At 37.6% G+C, this 12,867-nt stretch carries 14 protein-coding genes; 4 read left to right on the top strand and 10 right to left on the bottom strand.

What is annotated here, in order from left to right; genetic code table 11:
- Positions 1 to 291: 291 nt before the first annotated feature.
- A complete protein-coding gene (rlmH, locus tag I2F89_RS02120; RefSeq protein ID WP_115358440.1) occupies positions 292 to 771 on the bottom strand; it encodes a 23S rRNA (pseudouridine(1915)-N(3))-methyltransferase RlmH in 480 nt (159 codons plus the stop codon).
- 427 nt (positions 772 to 1,198) lie between these two features.
- Here rlmH and I2F89_RS02115 point away from each other — a divergent pair, with 427 nt between their 5' ends.
- Positions 1,199 to 2,503 (top strand): S1C family serine protease, encoded by a 1,305-nt coding sequence (locus tag I2F89_RS02115; RefSeq protein WP_066025889.1) that lies wholly within the window; start codon positions 1,199 to 1,201, stop codon positions 2,501 to 2,503.
- Positions 2,504 to 2,549: 46 nt separating this feature from the next.
- On the opposite strand, the gene ytpR is transcribed toward I2F89_RS02115, so the two are convergent.
- The 4 genes from ytpR to pepA form a co-directional block, all read right to left on the bottom strand.
- Positions 2,550 to 3,155 (bottom strand): YtpR family tRNA-binding protein, encoded by a 606-nt coding sequence (gene ytpR, locus I2F89_RS02110; RefSeq protein ID WP_071866223.1) that lies wholly within the window; start codon positions 3,153 to 3,155, stop codon positions 2,550 to 2,552.
- A 246-nt stretch (positions 3,156 to 3,401) separates the two neighbouring features.
- Complete coding sequence (locus tag I2F89_RS02105) at positions 3,402 to 3,857, bottom strand: universal stress protein (RefSeq protein ID WP_071866165.1); 456 nt, start codon at positions 3,855 to 3,857, stop codon at positions 3,402 to 3,404.
- Positions 3,858 to 3,878: 21 nt separating this feature from the next.
- A complete protein-coding gene (locus tag I2F89_RS02100; RefSeq protein WP_071866164.1) occupies positions 3,879 to 4,199 on the bottom strand; it encodes a thioredoxin family protein in 321 nt (106 codons plus the stop codon).
- 123 nt (positions 4,200 to 4,322) lie between these two features.
- Entirely contained in the window at positions 4,323 to 5,402 is a 1,080-nt protein-coding gene (pepA, locus tag I2F89_RS02095; RefSeq protein WP_019724279.1) for a glutamyl aminopeptidase, read from the bottom strand.
- 200 nt (positions 5,403 to 5,602) lie between these two features.
- Between pepA and I2F89_RS02090 the strand changes: the two genes are divergently transcribed.
- Together I2F89_RS02090 and I2F89_RS02085 are read left to right on the top strand one after the other, a co-directional pair.
- The gene (locus I2F89_RS02090; RefSeq protein ID WP_019724280.1) at positions 5,603 to 5,953 is read left to right on the top strand and encodes a PepSY domain-containing protein; all 351 of its coding nucleotides are present in this window, start codon (positions 5,603 to 5,605) and stop codon (positions 5,951 to 5,953) included.
- A gap of 138 nt (positions 5,954 to 6,091) precedes the next feature.
- The gene (locus I2F89_RS02085) at positions 6,092 to 7,051 is read left to right on the top strand and encodes a glycosyltransferase family 2 protein (protein WP_062805833.1); all 960 of its coding nucleotides are present in this window, start codon (positions 6,092 to 6,094) and stop codon (positions 7,049 to 7,051) included.
- Positions 7,052 to 7,087: 36 nt separating this feature from the next.
- Here the strand turns inward: I2F89_RS02085 and I2F89_RS02080 are convergent, their stop codons facing one another.
- Complete coding sequence (locus tag I2F89_RS02080; protein ID WP_195513329.1) at positions 7,088 to 8,545, bottom strand: NAD-dependent succinate-semialdehyde dehydrogenase; 1,458 nt, start codon at positions 8,543 to 8,545, stop codon at positions 7,088 to 7,090.
- Between the two features lie 224 nt (positions 8,546 to 8,769).
- On the opposite strand from I2F89_RS02080, the gene I2F89_RS02075 reads away from it, so the two are divergent.
- Positions 8,770 to 9,150 (top strand): PH domain-containing protein, encoded by a 381-nt coding sequence (locus tag I2F89_RS02075; protein ID WP_074799614.1) that lies wholly within the window; start codon positions 8,770 to 8,772, stop codon positions 9,148 to 9,150.
- A 110-nt stretch (positions 9,151 to 9,260) separates the two neighbouring features.
- On the opposite strand, the gene I2F89_RS02070 is transcribed toward I2F89_RS02075, so the two are convergent.
- The 4 genes from I2F89_RS02070 to I2F89_RS02055 form a co-directional block, all read right to left on the bottom strand.
- The gene (locus I2F89_RS02070) at positions 9,261 to 9,446 is read right to left on the bottom strand and encodes a hypothetical protein (RefSeq protein ID WP_074799613.1); all 186 of its coding nucleotides are present in this window, start codon (positions 9,444 to 9,446) and stop codon (positions 9,261 to 9,263) included.
- A 135-nt stretch (positions 9,447 to 9,581) separates the two neighbouring features.
- Positions 9,582 to 9,761 carry a hypothetical protein gene (locus I2F89_RS02065; protein ID WP_074799612.1) on the bottom strand — a complete coding sequence of 60 codons (180 nt, stop codon included), beginning with the start codon at positions 9,759 to 9,761 and terminating at the stop codon, positions 9,582 to 9,584.
- A gap of 259 nt (positions 9,762 to 10,020) precedes the next feature.
- Positions 10,021 to 11,376 (bottom strand): glycoside hydrolase family 1 protein, encoded by a 1,356-nt coding sequence (locus I2F89_RS02060; RefSeq protein WP_195513328.1) that lies wholly within the window; start codon positions 11,374 to 11,376, stop codon positions 10,021 to 10,023.
- Positions 11,377 to 11,432: 56 nt separating this feature from the next.
- Positions 11,433 to 12,764: a PTS sugar transporter subunit IIC gene (locus tag I2F89_RS02055; RefSeq protein ID WP_086335339.1), complete on the bottom strand. Its 1,332-nt coding sequence runs from the start codon at positions 12,762 to 12,764 to the stop codon at positions 11,433 to 11,435.
- Positions 12,765 to 12,867: the final 103 nt, after the last annotated feature.

Genomic DNA, 12,867 nt, shown 5'->3' with positions numbered 1-12,867 from the left:
TGCTCTTTAGATACTGTCCTTCTTAAACTAAATACGAATTTTTTCTGAATTATTTTCATATTTAAAACGATTAAAACGATTTTTATTATTTCATAAAAAAATGAGCTCTTTGATCAAATAAAATAACTGATAAAATTAACTTTACACCTTCGATATATTTCCATTTTAATATAATAATCAATTGAAAAATAGAACATATCATAAAACGTCGTTTTGGTTTCATAATCGTTAAAATAACATTAAAAAAAGACCGTCATTTATTGACAGTCATTCGTGATATCGATCATTATTTCATTTATGATACGGCGCCCCCGTATTGATCCGAAACGCGCGATAAATTTGTTCAACGAGGATCAGGCGCATCAGTTGGTGCGGGTAGGTCATTTTGCCGAAGGAGATTTGGGCATTGCTGCGTTGCATGACGTCATCGCTTAATCCTAATGAGCCACCGATGACAAAAACAAGCTGACTTTTTCCTTGGATGCCTAATTGGTCGATTTGCTTCGCAAAGGCTTCGCTCGTAGGATTTTCACCTTGGATCGCTAGTGCGTAGACATATTCATGGTCTTTGATTTTTGAAAGAATGCGTTCACCTTCTTTTTCTTTGACTTGACGCATTTGGGCTTCACTAAGATTTTCTGGTGCTTTTTCGTCAGGTACTTCGATTAGTTCGATTTTTCCATATGCTTTAAGTCGTTTGACATACTCATTGATTCCTTGGATCAAATATTTCTCTTTTAATTTTCCAACTGAAATGATTTTTATATTCATAATAATTTCCTTCCCTCGGTCTTTCATATCGAATTCTTCTTTCTTATTATAATAGAGTATTCTTATTCGACAAAGAGATTTAAAAAAGTTTTCCCACATAGTTATACACATCTTCCACAGGTTTATCCACAGTTTATCGTGGTTTTATTGCTTATTTCATAAGTATTTCTTAAGCAAACATATGTTTCGCACAGATTTTTCCACTTTTTCCACAAGTTGTTGATAACTTTTATGGGCATTTATACGCATTTTTTACAAATACTTTTCCACAATTCCTGTGTATAAGTTTGTATTTTATTTTTTCATCTGAAAACAATTATTTTTCCTAATGTTTTTCATAAAAAGTTCACAGTCTGGAAGTAGACTAAATTTAGTAAATAAGTCTATACTTAACTTATCTAGAAAATAATAAATGGAGGCAGATCACATGGACAGAAGAGATGTGACACCAAAAATGAAAAAAAGAAAATCTAATGGCATTTGGCGAAAGCTAGGTCTTGGCGTAGTTGGTGGCGTGATTGGCGGATTACTGACTTTCGGTATTTTTTATGCAGCAACTGGAGGTGGTAACTCAGTAACGACTTCTTCTAGCAGTGGGACACAAAATGCATCAGGCGAAACAGTTGTCGAAAATGTAAAAGTCAATGTAGATTCAGATATCACTTCTGCAGTAGATAAAGTGCAAGGAGCAGTTGTTTCTGTTATCAACCTACAAAAACAAAGTTCATCATCTGACCCGTTTGGTTCATTATTTGGCCAACAACAAGAAAGTAGTGGCGAAGATGGCGAATTGCAAGCTTACAGTGAAGGTAGCGGTGTGATTTATAAAAAAGAGGGCGATTCCGCTTATATCGTGACGAATAATCACGTTGTCGATGGACAACAAGGACTAGAAGTTTTACTAAAAGATGGAACAAAAGTGAAAGCAGAATTAGTCGGTACAGATGCTTATACTGATTTAGCTGTTTTAAAAATCAGTGCTGACAAAGTCGATACTGTTGCTTCATTTGGCGACTCTGCTTCATTGAAAGTCGGCGAACCTGCGATTGCGATTGGTTCTCCTCTAGGTTCTCAATACGCAAACTCGGTGACATCAGGAATTGTTTCTTCCTTGAATCGTCAAGTGACAAGTACAAATGAATCTAATGAGACAGTGAATATCAATGCTATCCAAACAGATGCAGCGATCAACCCAGGAAACTCTGGTGGTCCACTAGTTAATATCGAAGGCCAAGTTATTGGTATCAATTCAAGTAAAATTGCATCGACTTCTGATTCTTCAAGTGTAAGTGTTGAAGGAATGGGCTTTGCGATTCCAAGTAATGATGTCGTAAATATCATCAATCAACTTGAAAAAGATGGAAAAGTAACACGCCCTGCACTGGGTATCACAATGACCGATCTTTCCGCCGTTTCTACACAACAACAGGAACAGATCTTGAAATTACCATCTTCTGTAACAAATGGCGTGATCATTCGTTCGGTTCAACCAGCAACGCCTGCGGAAAAAGCTGGCTTAGAACAATATGATGTCATCACAAAAATCGATGATACAGAAGTCTCATCTGGTGTTGAATTACAGTCTGTGCTTTATGGTAAAAAAGTTGGTGACACTGTGAAGATCACTTATTACCGTGGCGAAGAAGAAAAAACTGTAGATATCAAATTGACAATTGATAATACTGCATTAAATCAAGGAAATTCAAATAGTTCCAATGGCTCAAATAATTAATAAAAAAACGGCTACCTCAATGGAGGTAGTCGTTTTTTTATTCATGCTAGTTTTTGAATGCTTCGCCAACTATCGCATCTTCAGGTAAAACTAAGATGCCTTTTTTCTCTGGGGCGTTAGGTACGTGAAGTTCCTTTGCAGAGCAAATCATTCCGTCACTTTTGACCCCTCTTAATTCTCCAGGCCAAATCATCATACCGTCTGGCATCATTGCACCAGGTTTAGCAACGACTACTTTTTGACCTGCTTCAATATTCGGTGCGCCACAAACGATTTGTAAAACTTCACCACCATCTACTTCTGTTTCAGTTACAGATAAATGATCAGAATCTGGATGAGGTTCACAAGTTTTGACGTAACCAACAACGATTTTCGGTTGGTTGTCTTTTTCCAATGTTTCTTCAAAGCCAGCTTCTTTGATCAAACGGTTCAATTCAGCTAGTTGTTCTTCTGAGATTGTTACTTGGCCATTGCCTTCAATTGTTAGATGATCTGAGATATGGAAAAAGTTCCATGCAACGATTTGACCAGATTCATCTTTGATTTGCGCAACATTCCATTTACGACTAACAGTGTTTTCCGTGCCTTTATCGTCGGCTATGATCACCATTAATGTGTCGCCCACATGTGCGCGATTATAAGCAAAAATCATTTTGTTTCCTCCAATATCATTTGTTGAAGTTGTTTTTGATTTATGGCAACTGAGTAGATCGATCAGCACCAAACTCTCTTGTATTATCTTAACAAAAAAAGGAAGTTCTTGCATGATAAATTCTCTTAGAAAAACTTGCCGGAATAAAAAGAAAGCACGGATCACAAAAAAAGACGAGGAAACGAAATGCACCATCTTTCGTTTCCTCGTCTTTTTTGTTCAAGGATCTGCCTATTGAATCAAAAACTAGGCTTCTCTTGGTTCTGAAACGACTAAGACATCACACGGAGCTTGTCGAATCACATAGCTTGCCACACTCCCAGTCATAAAGCGTTCAACGGCATTCAAACCTGATTGACCGATCATGATCAAGTCGATTTGATATTTCTTTGGTAGTTTTACTGCCATAGATTCTCTGACCGAACCATAAGCCACAATACCTTCTATTTTTTGGTAGTCAACGGATTTTCCGTAATTTTTACATTCTTCAATCAATTGTTTTGCTGATTCAGTCTGTTGATCGATCAAGGATTGGTCAATAGGCGTATACCCCATAAATTGATAAAATTGTTGGTCGATCACATTCGTCACGTACACTGTGCCTTCATTTCTACGAGCCACCTCGACAGCTTTTTTGAATGCAGCAAACGCTTGCTCGCTTCCGTCAATTCCAACTAATATTTTCTTATATGCTTGTTCCATTTTTCCCACTCCTCTCGTTTCTCACTGCTGAATCGTTTTTGTTAAAAATTGTTCGATTTCTTCTTTTGTTTTACGATCTTTATTGACCAGACGACCTAATTCTTTCCCATCTTTGATGACAATGAAACTTGGAATACCGAAAATATTCCATTCTGCTGCTAAATCGATGTACGCATCTCGATCCATTTCGACAAATGTCCACTCTGAAAAATGACGTTCGATTTCTGGCATTTGTGGTTTGATGAAGCGACAATCGCCACACCAATCGGCAGTAAAGAAAAAGATATGATTGCCTTTTTCAACATAACCGGCTACTTCTTCAAGACTTTTAGGAGTAATCATAGGTGCACACTTCTTTCTTATTCTATGTTCTACTTAAATTATACACCTTTACAAAAAACTGACCAAACTATATCTAAAAAATAAAAAACGAGCAAAAGCGGATAGCCTTTACTCGTTGATTACTTATTTTCCGTAAACGATCGTATTCACCGTTGATTTATCTAAGCCCTTCAATGTTTGGATCAACATTTCTCTGGCTGCTTCAAAGTCACGGATACTAAACATCGTTTGATGCGTATGGATATAGCGTCCAACGACACCGATAACGGTACTTGGGATTCCTTCATTTTGTGTATGAGCAGCACCCGCGTCGGTACCGCCTTTTGATACAAAGTATTGATAAGGAATATTGTTTGTTTCAGCAATATCTAGTAAATATTCACGTAAACGTGGCAACATGATCAATCCTGGATCTTGGATACGCATCAAGGTGCCTTCTCCTAGATGACCAAATGTGCCTTTTTTCGTTACTGTATCATCTGCTGCAGAGCAGTCTACCGCAAAGAATAGATCAGGTTTGAATTTGTTCACTGAAGCTTTTGATCCGCGTAAACCAACTTCTTCTTGGACGTTGGCGCCGGCGATCAGCGTATGACCTAATGTTTCTTTTTCTAGGGCTTCTAATGCTTCCAAGACCATCGTACAACCGTAACGGTTGTCCCATGATTTACTGATGATATTTTTGCCGTTTGCTGTTTTGATCGTTTCTGCAAAAGGTACGATCGTATCTCCTGGTAGGACACCAAAACTCATTGCTTCTTCTTTTGATTCAAAACCAGCATCAAATAAAATATCTGTTACTTCGACTGACTTTTGACCGCTTGTACCACGTAATAAATGTGGTGGAACAGAAGAAGAAATACATGGGTAATTTTTCCCTGTTGATGTCTTCAATGTAAAGCGTTGAGCCGATACTACATAAGGATTCCAACCGCCTAGCGGAACCACTTTGAACAATCCGTTATCTTGGATTTGTGTCAACATAAAACCAACTTCGTCCATGTGTGCTGCCACCATGACACGAGGGGCATCCGCTTCTTGGTGATGGCGCAATCCAAAGATCCCACCTAATCCATCTAATTGTAATTCATCAACTAGTGGCTCCATGTGTTGTTCCATGTACGCGCGGATGTCTTGTTCAAAACCGCTTGTTCCTTGTAATTCTGTTAATTCTTTAATACGTTGAAATGTTTTTTCATCCATAATAATGATCGTCTATAATTCAGACTTGTCTCCTTTCAATCTCAGCTTTGATTTGTCTTAAAAAATAGTATCTGGACAAATCTATCGTGATTATTATACCGTATTTTATTTCAAAACGGTTATTTATTTCAAAGAAAATCAGATAGTGTGGTAAAATAAAGCCAAAGAAACTTGTGAAAGTGTAAAGGAGGGCAAGCAGCATGTATGAAGAAAGTGAACAGGCCTATTTCAAAGGTGGTTTAGCTGTCGGACTTGGTTTAGGATTATTAAGTGGCGTGGCAACTGCACTATGGTACAATCGCAACAAAACGATGTCCGCTGATGAAGTCTTAGCTACCATCAAAGAAGCGTTTTTAGATGAAGGCTCGATTGAAGGCTCCTGGATCTCTTTTGAGAAAGAACCGACACGTAAATTTGCAATTCATTCAAAAGCTTATCGTGGTGGGATTTCTCGCATAGAAGATGGTGAAGTCGTCTATTATGAATTTTTAGCAGATGCCTATACTGGTACTGTTTTAGATATTTCTAGAAAAAAAGGAACAGATGCTTGATTTCATTTTTAAAAGATTCTCTTAGAAATAGGCTTTCCTATGGATAAGAGCTTCTTTTTTTGCATAAAAACTGGTATAAACGTACATGATAGGTTATGCTTAGTTTAAACTTTTTCAATTTATTTAGGAGAGTGAAAAATGAATCACACAGAAAAAATTGCTGTCCTGATTCCTTGTTATAATGAAGAAGCAACGATTCCTACAGTCATTGCCGACTTTAAACGAGAATTACCAGAAGCAGATATTTATGTATACGACAATAACTCAACGGACAACACCTACGACTTAGCAGTTGCAGCGGGTGCTATTGTAAAAAAAGAACCTCGTCAAGGTAAAGGAAATGTCATTCGTCAAATGTTTTTTGATATTGATGCGGACTACTACTTGATGGTAGACGGAGATGATACTTATCCAGCCGAAGCCGTACATGGACTTTTAGAAAAATTACGTTCTGGCGAAGCGGATATGGTCATTGGCGACCGTCTTTCTAATGGTACTTACTTTGAAGAAAATAAACGTGCCTTCCATGATTTTGGTAATAATTTAGTCAAAAATACGATCACTCGTTTATATAAAACAAAAATAAGAGACGTGATGACTGGCTACCGAGGATTTAACCGTATTTTTGTTAAAAGCTTCCCAATCATGAGTGCTGGATTCCAAATCGAAACGGAATTGACCATACACGCCTTAGATAAAAAATTTAAATTAGTTGAGCTCCCTATTGATTACCGCGATCGCCCAGAAGGTAGCGAATCAAAATTGAATACCTTTTCTGATGGATTCAAAGTCATTATGATGATCATTAAAATGTGTAAAGATTATAAACCAATCCTATTTTTCAATATCTGGACAGTCATTTTCTTTTTAGCTGGTCTGTTCACTGGGATTCCTGTCATTCGTGAGTTTATGTTGACGAGCTTTATTACTAAAGTCCCTTCAGCTATTTTAAGTACAGGATTGATGATCCTAGCTTTACTTTCACTAGTTACCGGTATGATTTTAGATACGGTCGTTACGAATGCAAAGAAAGAGTACGAACTGAACCTCTATCATGTTTATCATGAGTATCATCAAAATAAAAAAGAAGAGAGATGATTTTATGCAATCATCCTCTTCTTTTTATCTTATCATTTATTTCTCTGATGCAATCGTCACAAACTTCACTTCGACATATTCCTCTACCCCAAAAGTTCCGTTCTCACGGCCAAATCCTGAATGTTTGACTCCACCAAATGGCGTCGCAGAATTTGAAATAGCCGTATCATTGACACCGACCATGCCATATTGCAATTTATTGCTTACATTGTTGATCGTATGGATATTCGTCGCAAAGAAATATGATGCTAAACCAAAAATCGTATCATTGGCATCTTTGATTACTTGTTCTTCGTCTTCAAATGTAATGATTGGGATCACTGGTCCAAATGTTTCATTGTAGAAAATATCCATTTCCTTTTTCACGCCATCTAATACTGTCGGTTCAAAGAAGAAGCCATTTGCATACTCTCCGTCCGTCAGACGATGACCACCAGCCAAGATTTCTGCTCCTTTAGCTACTGCATCTTTTAATTGTTCTTCAACTTTTTTTACGCCTTCTTCATTGATCAATGGCCCCGTAGTTGGATCGTCTAACCCATTTCCAACAGTCACTTCTCTGATTTTTTCCACAATCAATTTTGTTGCTTGTTCTTTGATTTCTTTATGGATAAAAATTCGATTTGGTGACGTACATACTTGTCCATTGTTGATAAATTTCGTTTTGATCAATGTATCGACTGCTAATTCTACATCGGCATCTGGAAAAATAATAAATGGCGCATGTCCACCTAACTCCATAGAAACTTTTTTCAAGGTAGGTGCTGCTTGTTCATTTAGAATTTGTCCAACTTCTGTTGAACCTGTGAATGTGATTTTTTGGATATCATCCGATTCAGACAAAATCTTTCCAATAGTTGAGGAGTCCCCCATGACGATATTTACGACGCCATCTGGAAAGCCAGCTTTGTGGAATAGTTCCATCAGCGCAAGTGCTGATAGAGGTGTTGATTTTGCTGGTTTTAAGATCACCGTACAGCCTGCGGCGATTGCCGGCGAGATTTTACGAATGATCATGTTGGATGGAAAGTTCCATGGTGTGATGGCGCCGACGACACCTACTGGTTGTTTACGTGCTTGCCATTGTTTCCCTTCAGGTGAAGGAATGATTTCTCCCATGATTCGTTGGCCTTGCGCTGCATTCCAGCGAAGGTTTTCGACATTTGTTTGGATTTCTGCCGTCGCTTGAGCAAGCGGTTTCCCTTGCTCCATCGTCATGATTTTTGCTAAACGTTCGCTGTCTTCTTCTACTAGATCAGCCATTTTATTCATTAATTTTGCTCGTTCGCTTGGTGCCGTTCTTGACCAACCTTCGAATGCCTTGTTGGCAGCTTCAATGGCTTCTTTTGTCTCTTTTTCGCCACCTTGTTGAACGCTTGCTAACGTTTCACCAGTAGCTGGATTGACGACATCAACTGTTCCTTCAGAGCCTTCAAGCCATTTGCCATTAATATAAAGATGAGTTTCTACTTGCGGTAAATCATATTTCCCCATAGTTTGCCTCCTCTATTCTTAATTACATAACAACCGTAACATTAATAAAGTCAAAGCTCAAACCATCTGTTTAAGATGAATTTGTCCGACTCAGCCTTACAAATTCAATTTTTTTATTCTTTTGAAGAATAAATTGCTCGTTCATTCAAAAGCTTTGTTACAATGAGATAGAAATGAGATAGAGTACTACAATGATTTTATCCTACGACTAAAGGAGTGTTTTTATGGGGCTATTTGATGGCTTGATGGGAAATGCTATCCAAAAAGATACAACCAATATCACAAGAGAGGTTCAAGAAATCCTGATTCCAATGGAACAGGTAGAGTTAGCGTTCAAATTAGTGCGTGATTTGATCATTTTCACCGACCGTCGGATGATTATCGTCGATAAACAAGGAATGACCGGTAAAAAAAGCGAATATAAATCGATCCCTTACCGCTCGATTTCACGTTTTTCGATTGAAACAAGTGGGCATTTTGATTTAGATGCCGAATTGAAAATTTGGATCTCTAGCGCAGAACTACCCGCAGAGTCTTTACAATTTAGAAAAGATAAGAATATCATCGCTGTACAACAAGCGCTAGCAACAGCTGTCTTATCTTAAACTTACGATCAACACAAAGAGCTTACACACCCAAAATACTTCAAATTTTGGGTGTGTAAGCTCTTTGTGTTGACGTCTTCTGTAAAACTCTTCCTAATAAAATAAAAATTTTATAGTACACGTCCTTCATTTTTTTGATGATTCGCTCTTTTTTCTTTAAAGTCCATTTTGTCTACTTTTAGTTTTTTCATATTATTCACTTTGATTTTACTGATTTCTGCAAAAGAGCGCTGTTTGATACCTTCGATTTCTTGTCTTCTTTTCTCTTTTAACTTATCTAGATCTTTTTCTTTCATCATGCTCTCCTTTCTTTTGAAAAAGCTTGGTTTTTAAGATTCACTGTAACCATGAAAATCTAGAAAGTCGCATCAATCGAACAGGATGGTGAGACGTTCAAGTATCTTCTATTCATATTCTGGATTTTTGAAAATTTATCTCTCTTTATTTTTTTCGCTTTGCCCCACAGCCTGAGAATCATCTCTGTGTAATACTTCTTTACTATCTTTCGTTACTTCTTTATTTCTGTCGACTTCATTTAATGCTTGCTCTTTGACTGTTGCTAAAATTCGCGCTTTTCTTTCTTTAAGACTTTCTAGTGTTTCGTGTTCCATCGTAATTCCCCCTTTAGTAATTATTTTACTGAATAAATGTCGACAGAATGAACGAATTTTTTTGAAAATAAAAAAAGTATTTCCTCCAAACGATAAAGAGAAACATTACTGTTGGTAGTCGCTTATAAACATTCAGTCAACCAACTGTATGGTTGATTTATCACTTAACCCAAAACGAATAAGAACGTACAAAAAGCGACATACATTCACTTGATCCAGCGAATACATGCAGCTTTTTTGCTATTAATTACTCATTCTATCAGCCTTGCTCTTTTTCAAGAAAATCTTTGAACCAATAGAAGCTTTTTTTAGGTACGCGTTTCATATCACGTAGATCATGATTTCCTCTATTAACGTAAACCATCCCGTATCTTTTTTCCATATCACCTTTTGAGCTAGGTAGATCAATCAATCCCCAGCCAAGATAACCTAGTACTTCACAGCCGTCCATGCTCATTGCATCTTGCATCGCTTTGATATGCTGTTCATGGTAATAAATGCGGTAGTCGTCTTGAATAGGTGTATTGCCATCCCACTTTTCCTGCGTGCCTATCCCATTTTCAACGGGGAAAATCGGTACATCGTACTTTTGATACATCTTGTTGATGATATCTCTAAATCCAAGAGGATCAATTCCCAGATTCCATTCATTCATCGAAACAAATGGATTTTCCACTTCACCATACGTCAAATAATAGTTAGGTGCGACATCTGTTGGAATGTTTTTATGACTGATACTTCCGGTACAATAGTAACTGAATGCTAAATAATCACTTGTTACTTTTCCAATCTCAGCAAGTTCTTCCTCTGTCATGTCTACGTTCAAATGCTGTTCTTCAAACGTCAAAACTTGTTTCGAATAACCACGTCCGCAAAAGGCATCTAAAAGATTCTGGTTGATAAATTCATCCCATTCTCTCGCAATTAATACATCTTTGGGGTGATTTGTCGCAGGGTACATATTGGAATAGGCTAACATCCCGCCAATTTGACCATCTGTCGTTTCATGGATATAGTTGGCAATTTTGGCATGTGCGACCATGATATTATGCGCGATTTGATGAATGTTATCCGCTGTATCTTCCGTATTCAATGTTCCCCCGTATAATAGTGCCAACGGTGTTGAATACAAGTTTTGTTCATTGAAAGTTACCCAATACTTGACTTTATTCTTGTAACGATCCACCATTTTTTTTCCATATTCCACAAAAGCATCTACGACGTGTTTACTCATAAACCCATCGTAATTTTGTGCAAGATGAAGTGGCATATCAAAATGATAGAGACATAGCATGGGTTCAATATTCCGTTTTAGCATCGCATCAATGTAACGATCATAAAACAAGAGTCCTTCTTCATTGAATGTCCCATCACCTGTAGGATTGACACGTGACCAAGAAGTTTGGAAGCGATAAAAATTCATGCCCATTTCTTGCATCAAATCAAGATCTTCTTCATATCTATGATAGCGATCAATCCCATGTTTCCAATCTGAAGTAGTTTCAGTCGCTTCACGAAGGTCATAAACAGACAATCCTTTTCCGCCTTCGTTCCAAGCACCTTCCGTTTGCATACTTGAGGAGGAATCTCCCCAGAAAAATTTTTCCTTTACCATCTTATCATTCCAATCATCGTTCTATTTATCATTTGTCTATTTCCTTTAGCAGTCGTTTAAGTAAGACTCATCTCAGCATTTGTACGAGCGACCCGTTCACTGATTTTCAAGAATGGCAGATAGAAGAAAACTAACGCAACGATAATGACCGCTTGAACAACAATTGCTCGCCAATCACCTGCTGTTGCTAAAAAGCCACTTAAAAATGGTGGTGTCGTCCAAGGAATTGGCACCACACAGCGATTGACTAGCTGCATCGATGTTGCTAAATAGCCAATGGTCGTACCTATGATCGGTGACAATACAAAAGGAATGATCATCGGTAAGTTGAAGACAATCGGTAATCCAAAAATCACAGGTTCATTGATGTTGAAAATATTAGGGCCTAACGCCAACTTAGATAAATCTTTATATGCTTGATAGCGACTAAAAATCAATATTGCTATCACTAAAGCAATCGTCGAACCCGTTCCACCCATCAAAGCGCCATATACTTGGTGAAACGCTGAGTTAATGATGTGAGGAGCAGCTTCACCATTCGCAGTAGCTGCCATATTCTCATTCATATTTACCATCAACAATGGATCTAAGATCGGACCTGTGATGACAGATTGGTGAATACCGAAAGAAAATAGTAAGTTGCCAAAGCAAACTAAAAATAAGTAACCAATAAATGACGTACCTACACCACGTAACGGTTCTTGGATGAATTGCTCGATGATTCTCATAAAATCATTTCCTGTTAGTTGGATCAAAAATGAAGCAAAGGCAAACAATGAAACGACAATGATCAATGGAAACATCGTGTTAAAAGATTTTCCTACCGCTGGCGGAACACTATCTCCTAAGTTGACTTGCAATTTTTTAGAACGTGTCAGACGAATGTATAGCTCTGTTGCCAATAATCCAGTAATGATGGCAGCAAAGACTCCTTTTGAACCAATATTCCCGTAACTGATGACCCCACTGATTTCCACAGCCGTTTCCCCATTGATCGGCGTTGTCTCGATCATTGTTGGAAGCAACGTCAAAAATGCTGGAACAACAGCGATCACGACGCCAATTGGATTATCATACTCTCTATTTTTTGACAAGAAATAGCCAATGGTGATCACAAGAATAATCCCAGTGATATTAAGGGTCGAGTTCGTAATGATCGATCCCCAGTTTTGCCAAGATGTCATTGTGTCCGCGCTGATCATATTTTGGAACCAACCTGACGGATCTAACACTACCGAATTAATTAAAATAGCAATACCTGCTAAAATGAATAAAGGCATGATAGTAGCAAATGAATCACGTAGTGTTCTTAAATAAACTTGATTGCCGATTTTTTGAGCTGTTAAAACAAATTTCCCCATCAAAGCTTCCCTTTTTTTCTCATCCATTTATTTATGCCTCCTGAATTGTCTATAGTTGTATATCAATTTCTAATACAGAATATCACCTGTAAGCTTTTTTGTAAATACAAAATTAAAATTAGTGTATACT

The sequence above is a fragment of the Enterococcus sp. 1001283B150225_161107_E12 genome (genome assembly GCF_015556925.1).
Lineage (GTDB): Bacteria > Bacillota > Bacilli > Lactobacillales > Enterococcaceae > Enterococcus_B > Enterococcus_B mundtii.
This window is presented reverse-complemented; position numbering and strand designations above follow the sequence as displayed.

What these genes read in the sequence shown, in the direction of transcription:
- rlmH (WP_115358440.1), bottom strand. Translation starts at nt 771, where the DNA reads ATGAATATAAAAATCATTTCAGTTGGAAAATTAAAAGAGAAATATTTG.
- I2F89_RS02115 (WP_066025889.1), top strand. Translation starts at nt 1,199, where the DNA reads ATGGACAGAAGAGATGTGACACCAAAAATGAAAAAAAGAAAATCTAAT.
- ytpR (WP_071866223.1), bottom strand. Translation starts at nt 3,155, where the DNA reads ATGATTTTTGCTTATAATCGCGCACATGTGGGCGACACATTAATGGTG.
- I2F89_RS02105 (WP_071866165.1), bottom strand. Translation starts at nt 3,857, where the DNA reads ATGGAACAAGCATATAAGAAAATATTAGTTGGAATTGACGGAAGCGAG.
- I2F89_RS02100 (WP_071866164.1), bottom strand. Translation starts at nt 4,199, where the DNA reads ATGATTACTCCTAAAAGTCTTGAAGAAGTAGCCGGTTATGTTGAAAAA.
- pepA (WP_019724279.1), bottom strand. Translation starts at nt 5,402, where the DNA reads ATGGATGAAAAAACATTTCAACGTATTAAAGAATTAACAGAATTACAA.
- I2F89_RS02090 (WP_019724280.1), top strand. Translation starts at nt 5,603, where the DNA reads ATGTATGAAGAAAGTGAACAGGCCTATTTCAAAGGTGGTTTAGCTGTC.
- I2F89_RS02085 (WP_062805833.1), top strand. Translation starts at nt 6,092, where the DNA reads ATGAATCACACAGAAAAAATTGCTGTCCTGATTCCTTGTTATAATGAA.
- I2F89_RS02080 (WP_195513329.1), bottom strand. Translation starts at nt 8,545, where the DNA reads ATGGGGAAATATGATTTACCGCAAGTAGAAACTCATCTTTATATTAAT.
- I2F89_RS02075 (WP_074799614.1), top strand. Translation starts at nt 8,770, where the DNA reads ATGGGGCTATTTGATGGCTTGATGGGAAATGCTATCCAAAAAGATACA.
- I2F89_RS02070 (WP_074799613.1), bottom strand. Translation starts at nt 9,446, where the DNA reads ATGAAAGAAAAAGATCTAGATAAGTTAAAAGAGAAAAGAAGACAAGAA.
- I2F89_RS02065 (WP_074799612.1), bottom strand. Translation starts at nt 9,761, where the DNA reads ATGGAACACGAAACACTAGAAAGTCTTAAAGAAAGAAAAGCGCGAATT.
- I2F89_RS02060 (WP_195513328.1), bottom strand. Translation starts at nt 11,376, where the DNA reads ATGGTAAAGGAAAAATTTTTCTGGGGAGATTCCTCCTCAAGTATGCAA.
- I2F89_RS02055 (WP_086335339.1), bottom strand. Translation starts at nt 12,764, where the DNA reads ATGGATGAGAAAAAAAGGGAAGCTTTGATGGGGAAATTTGTTTTAACA.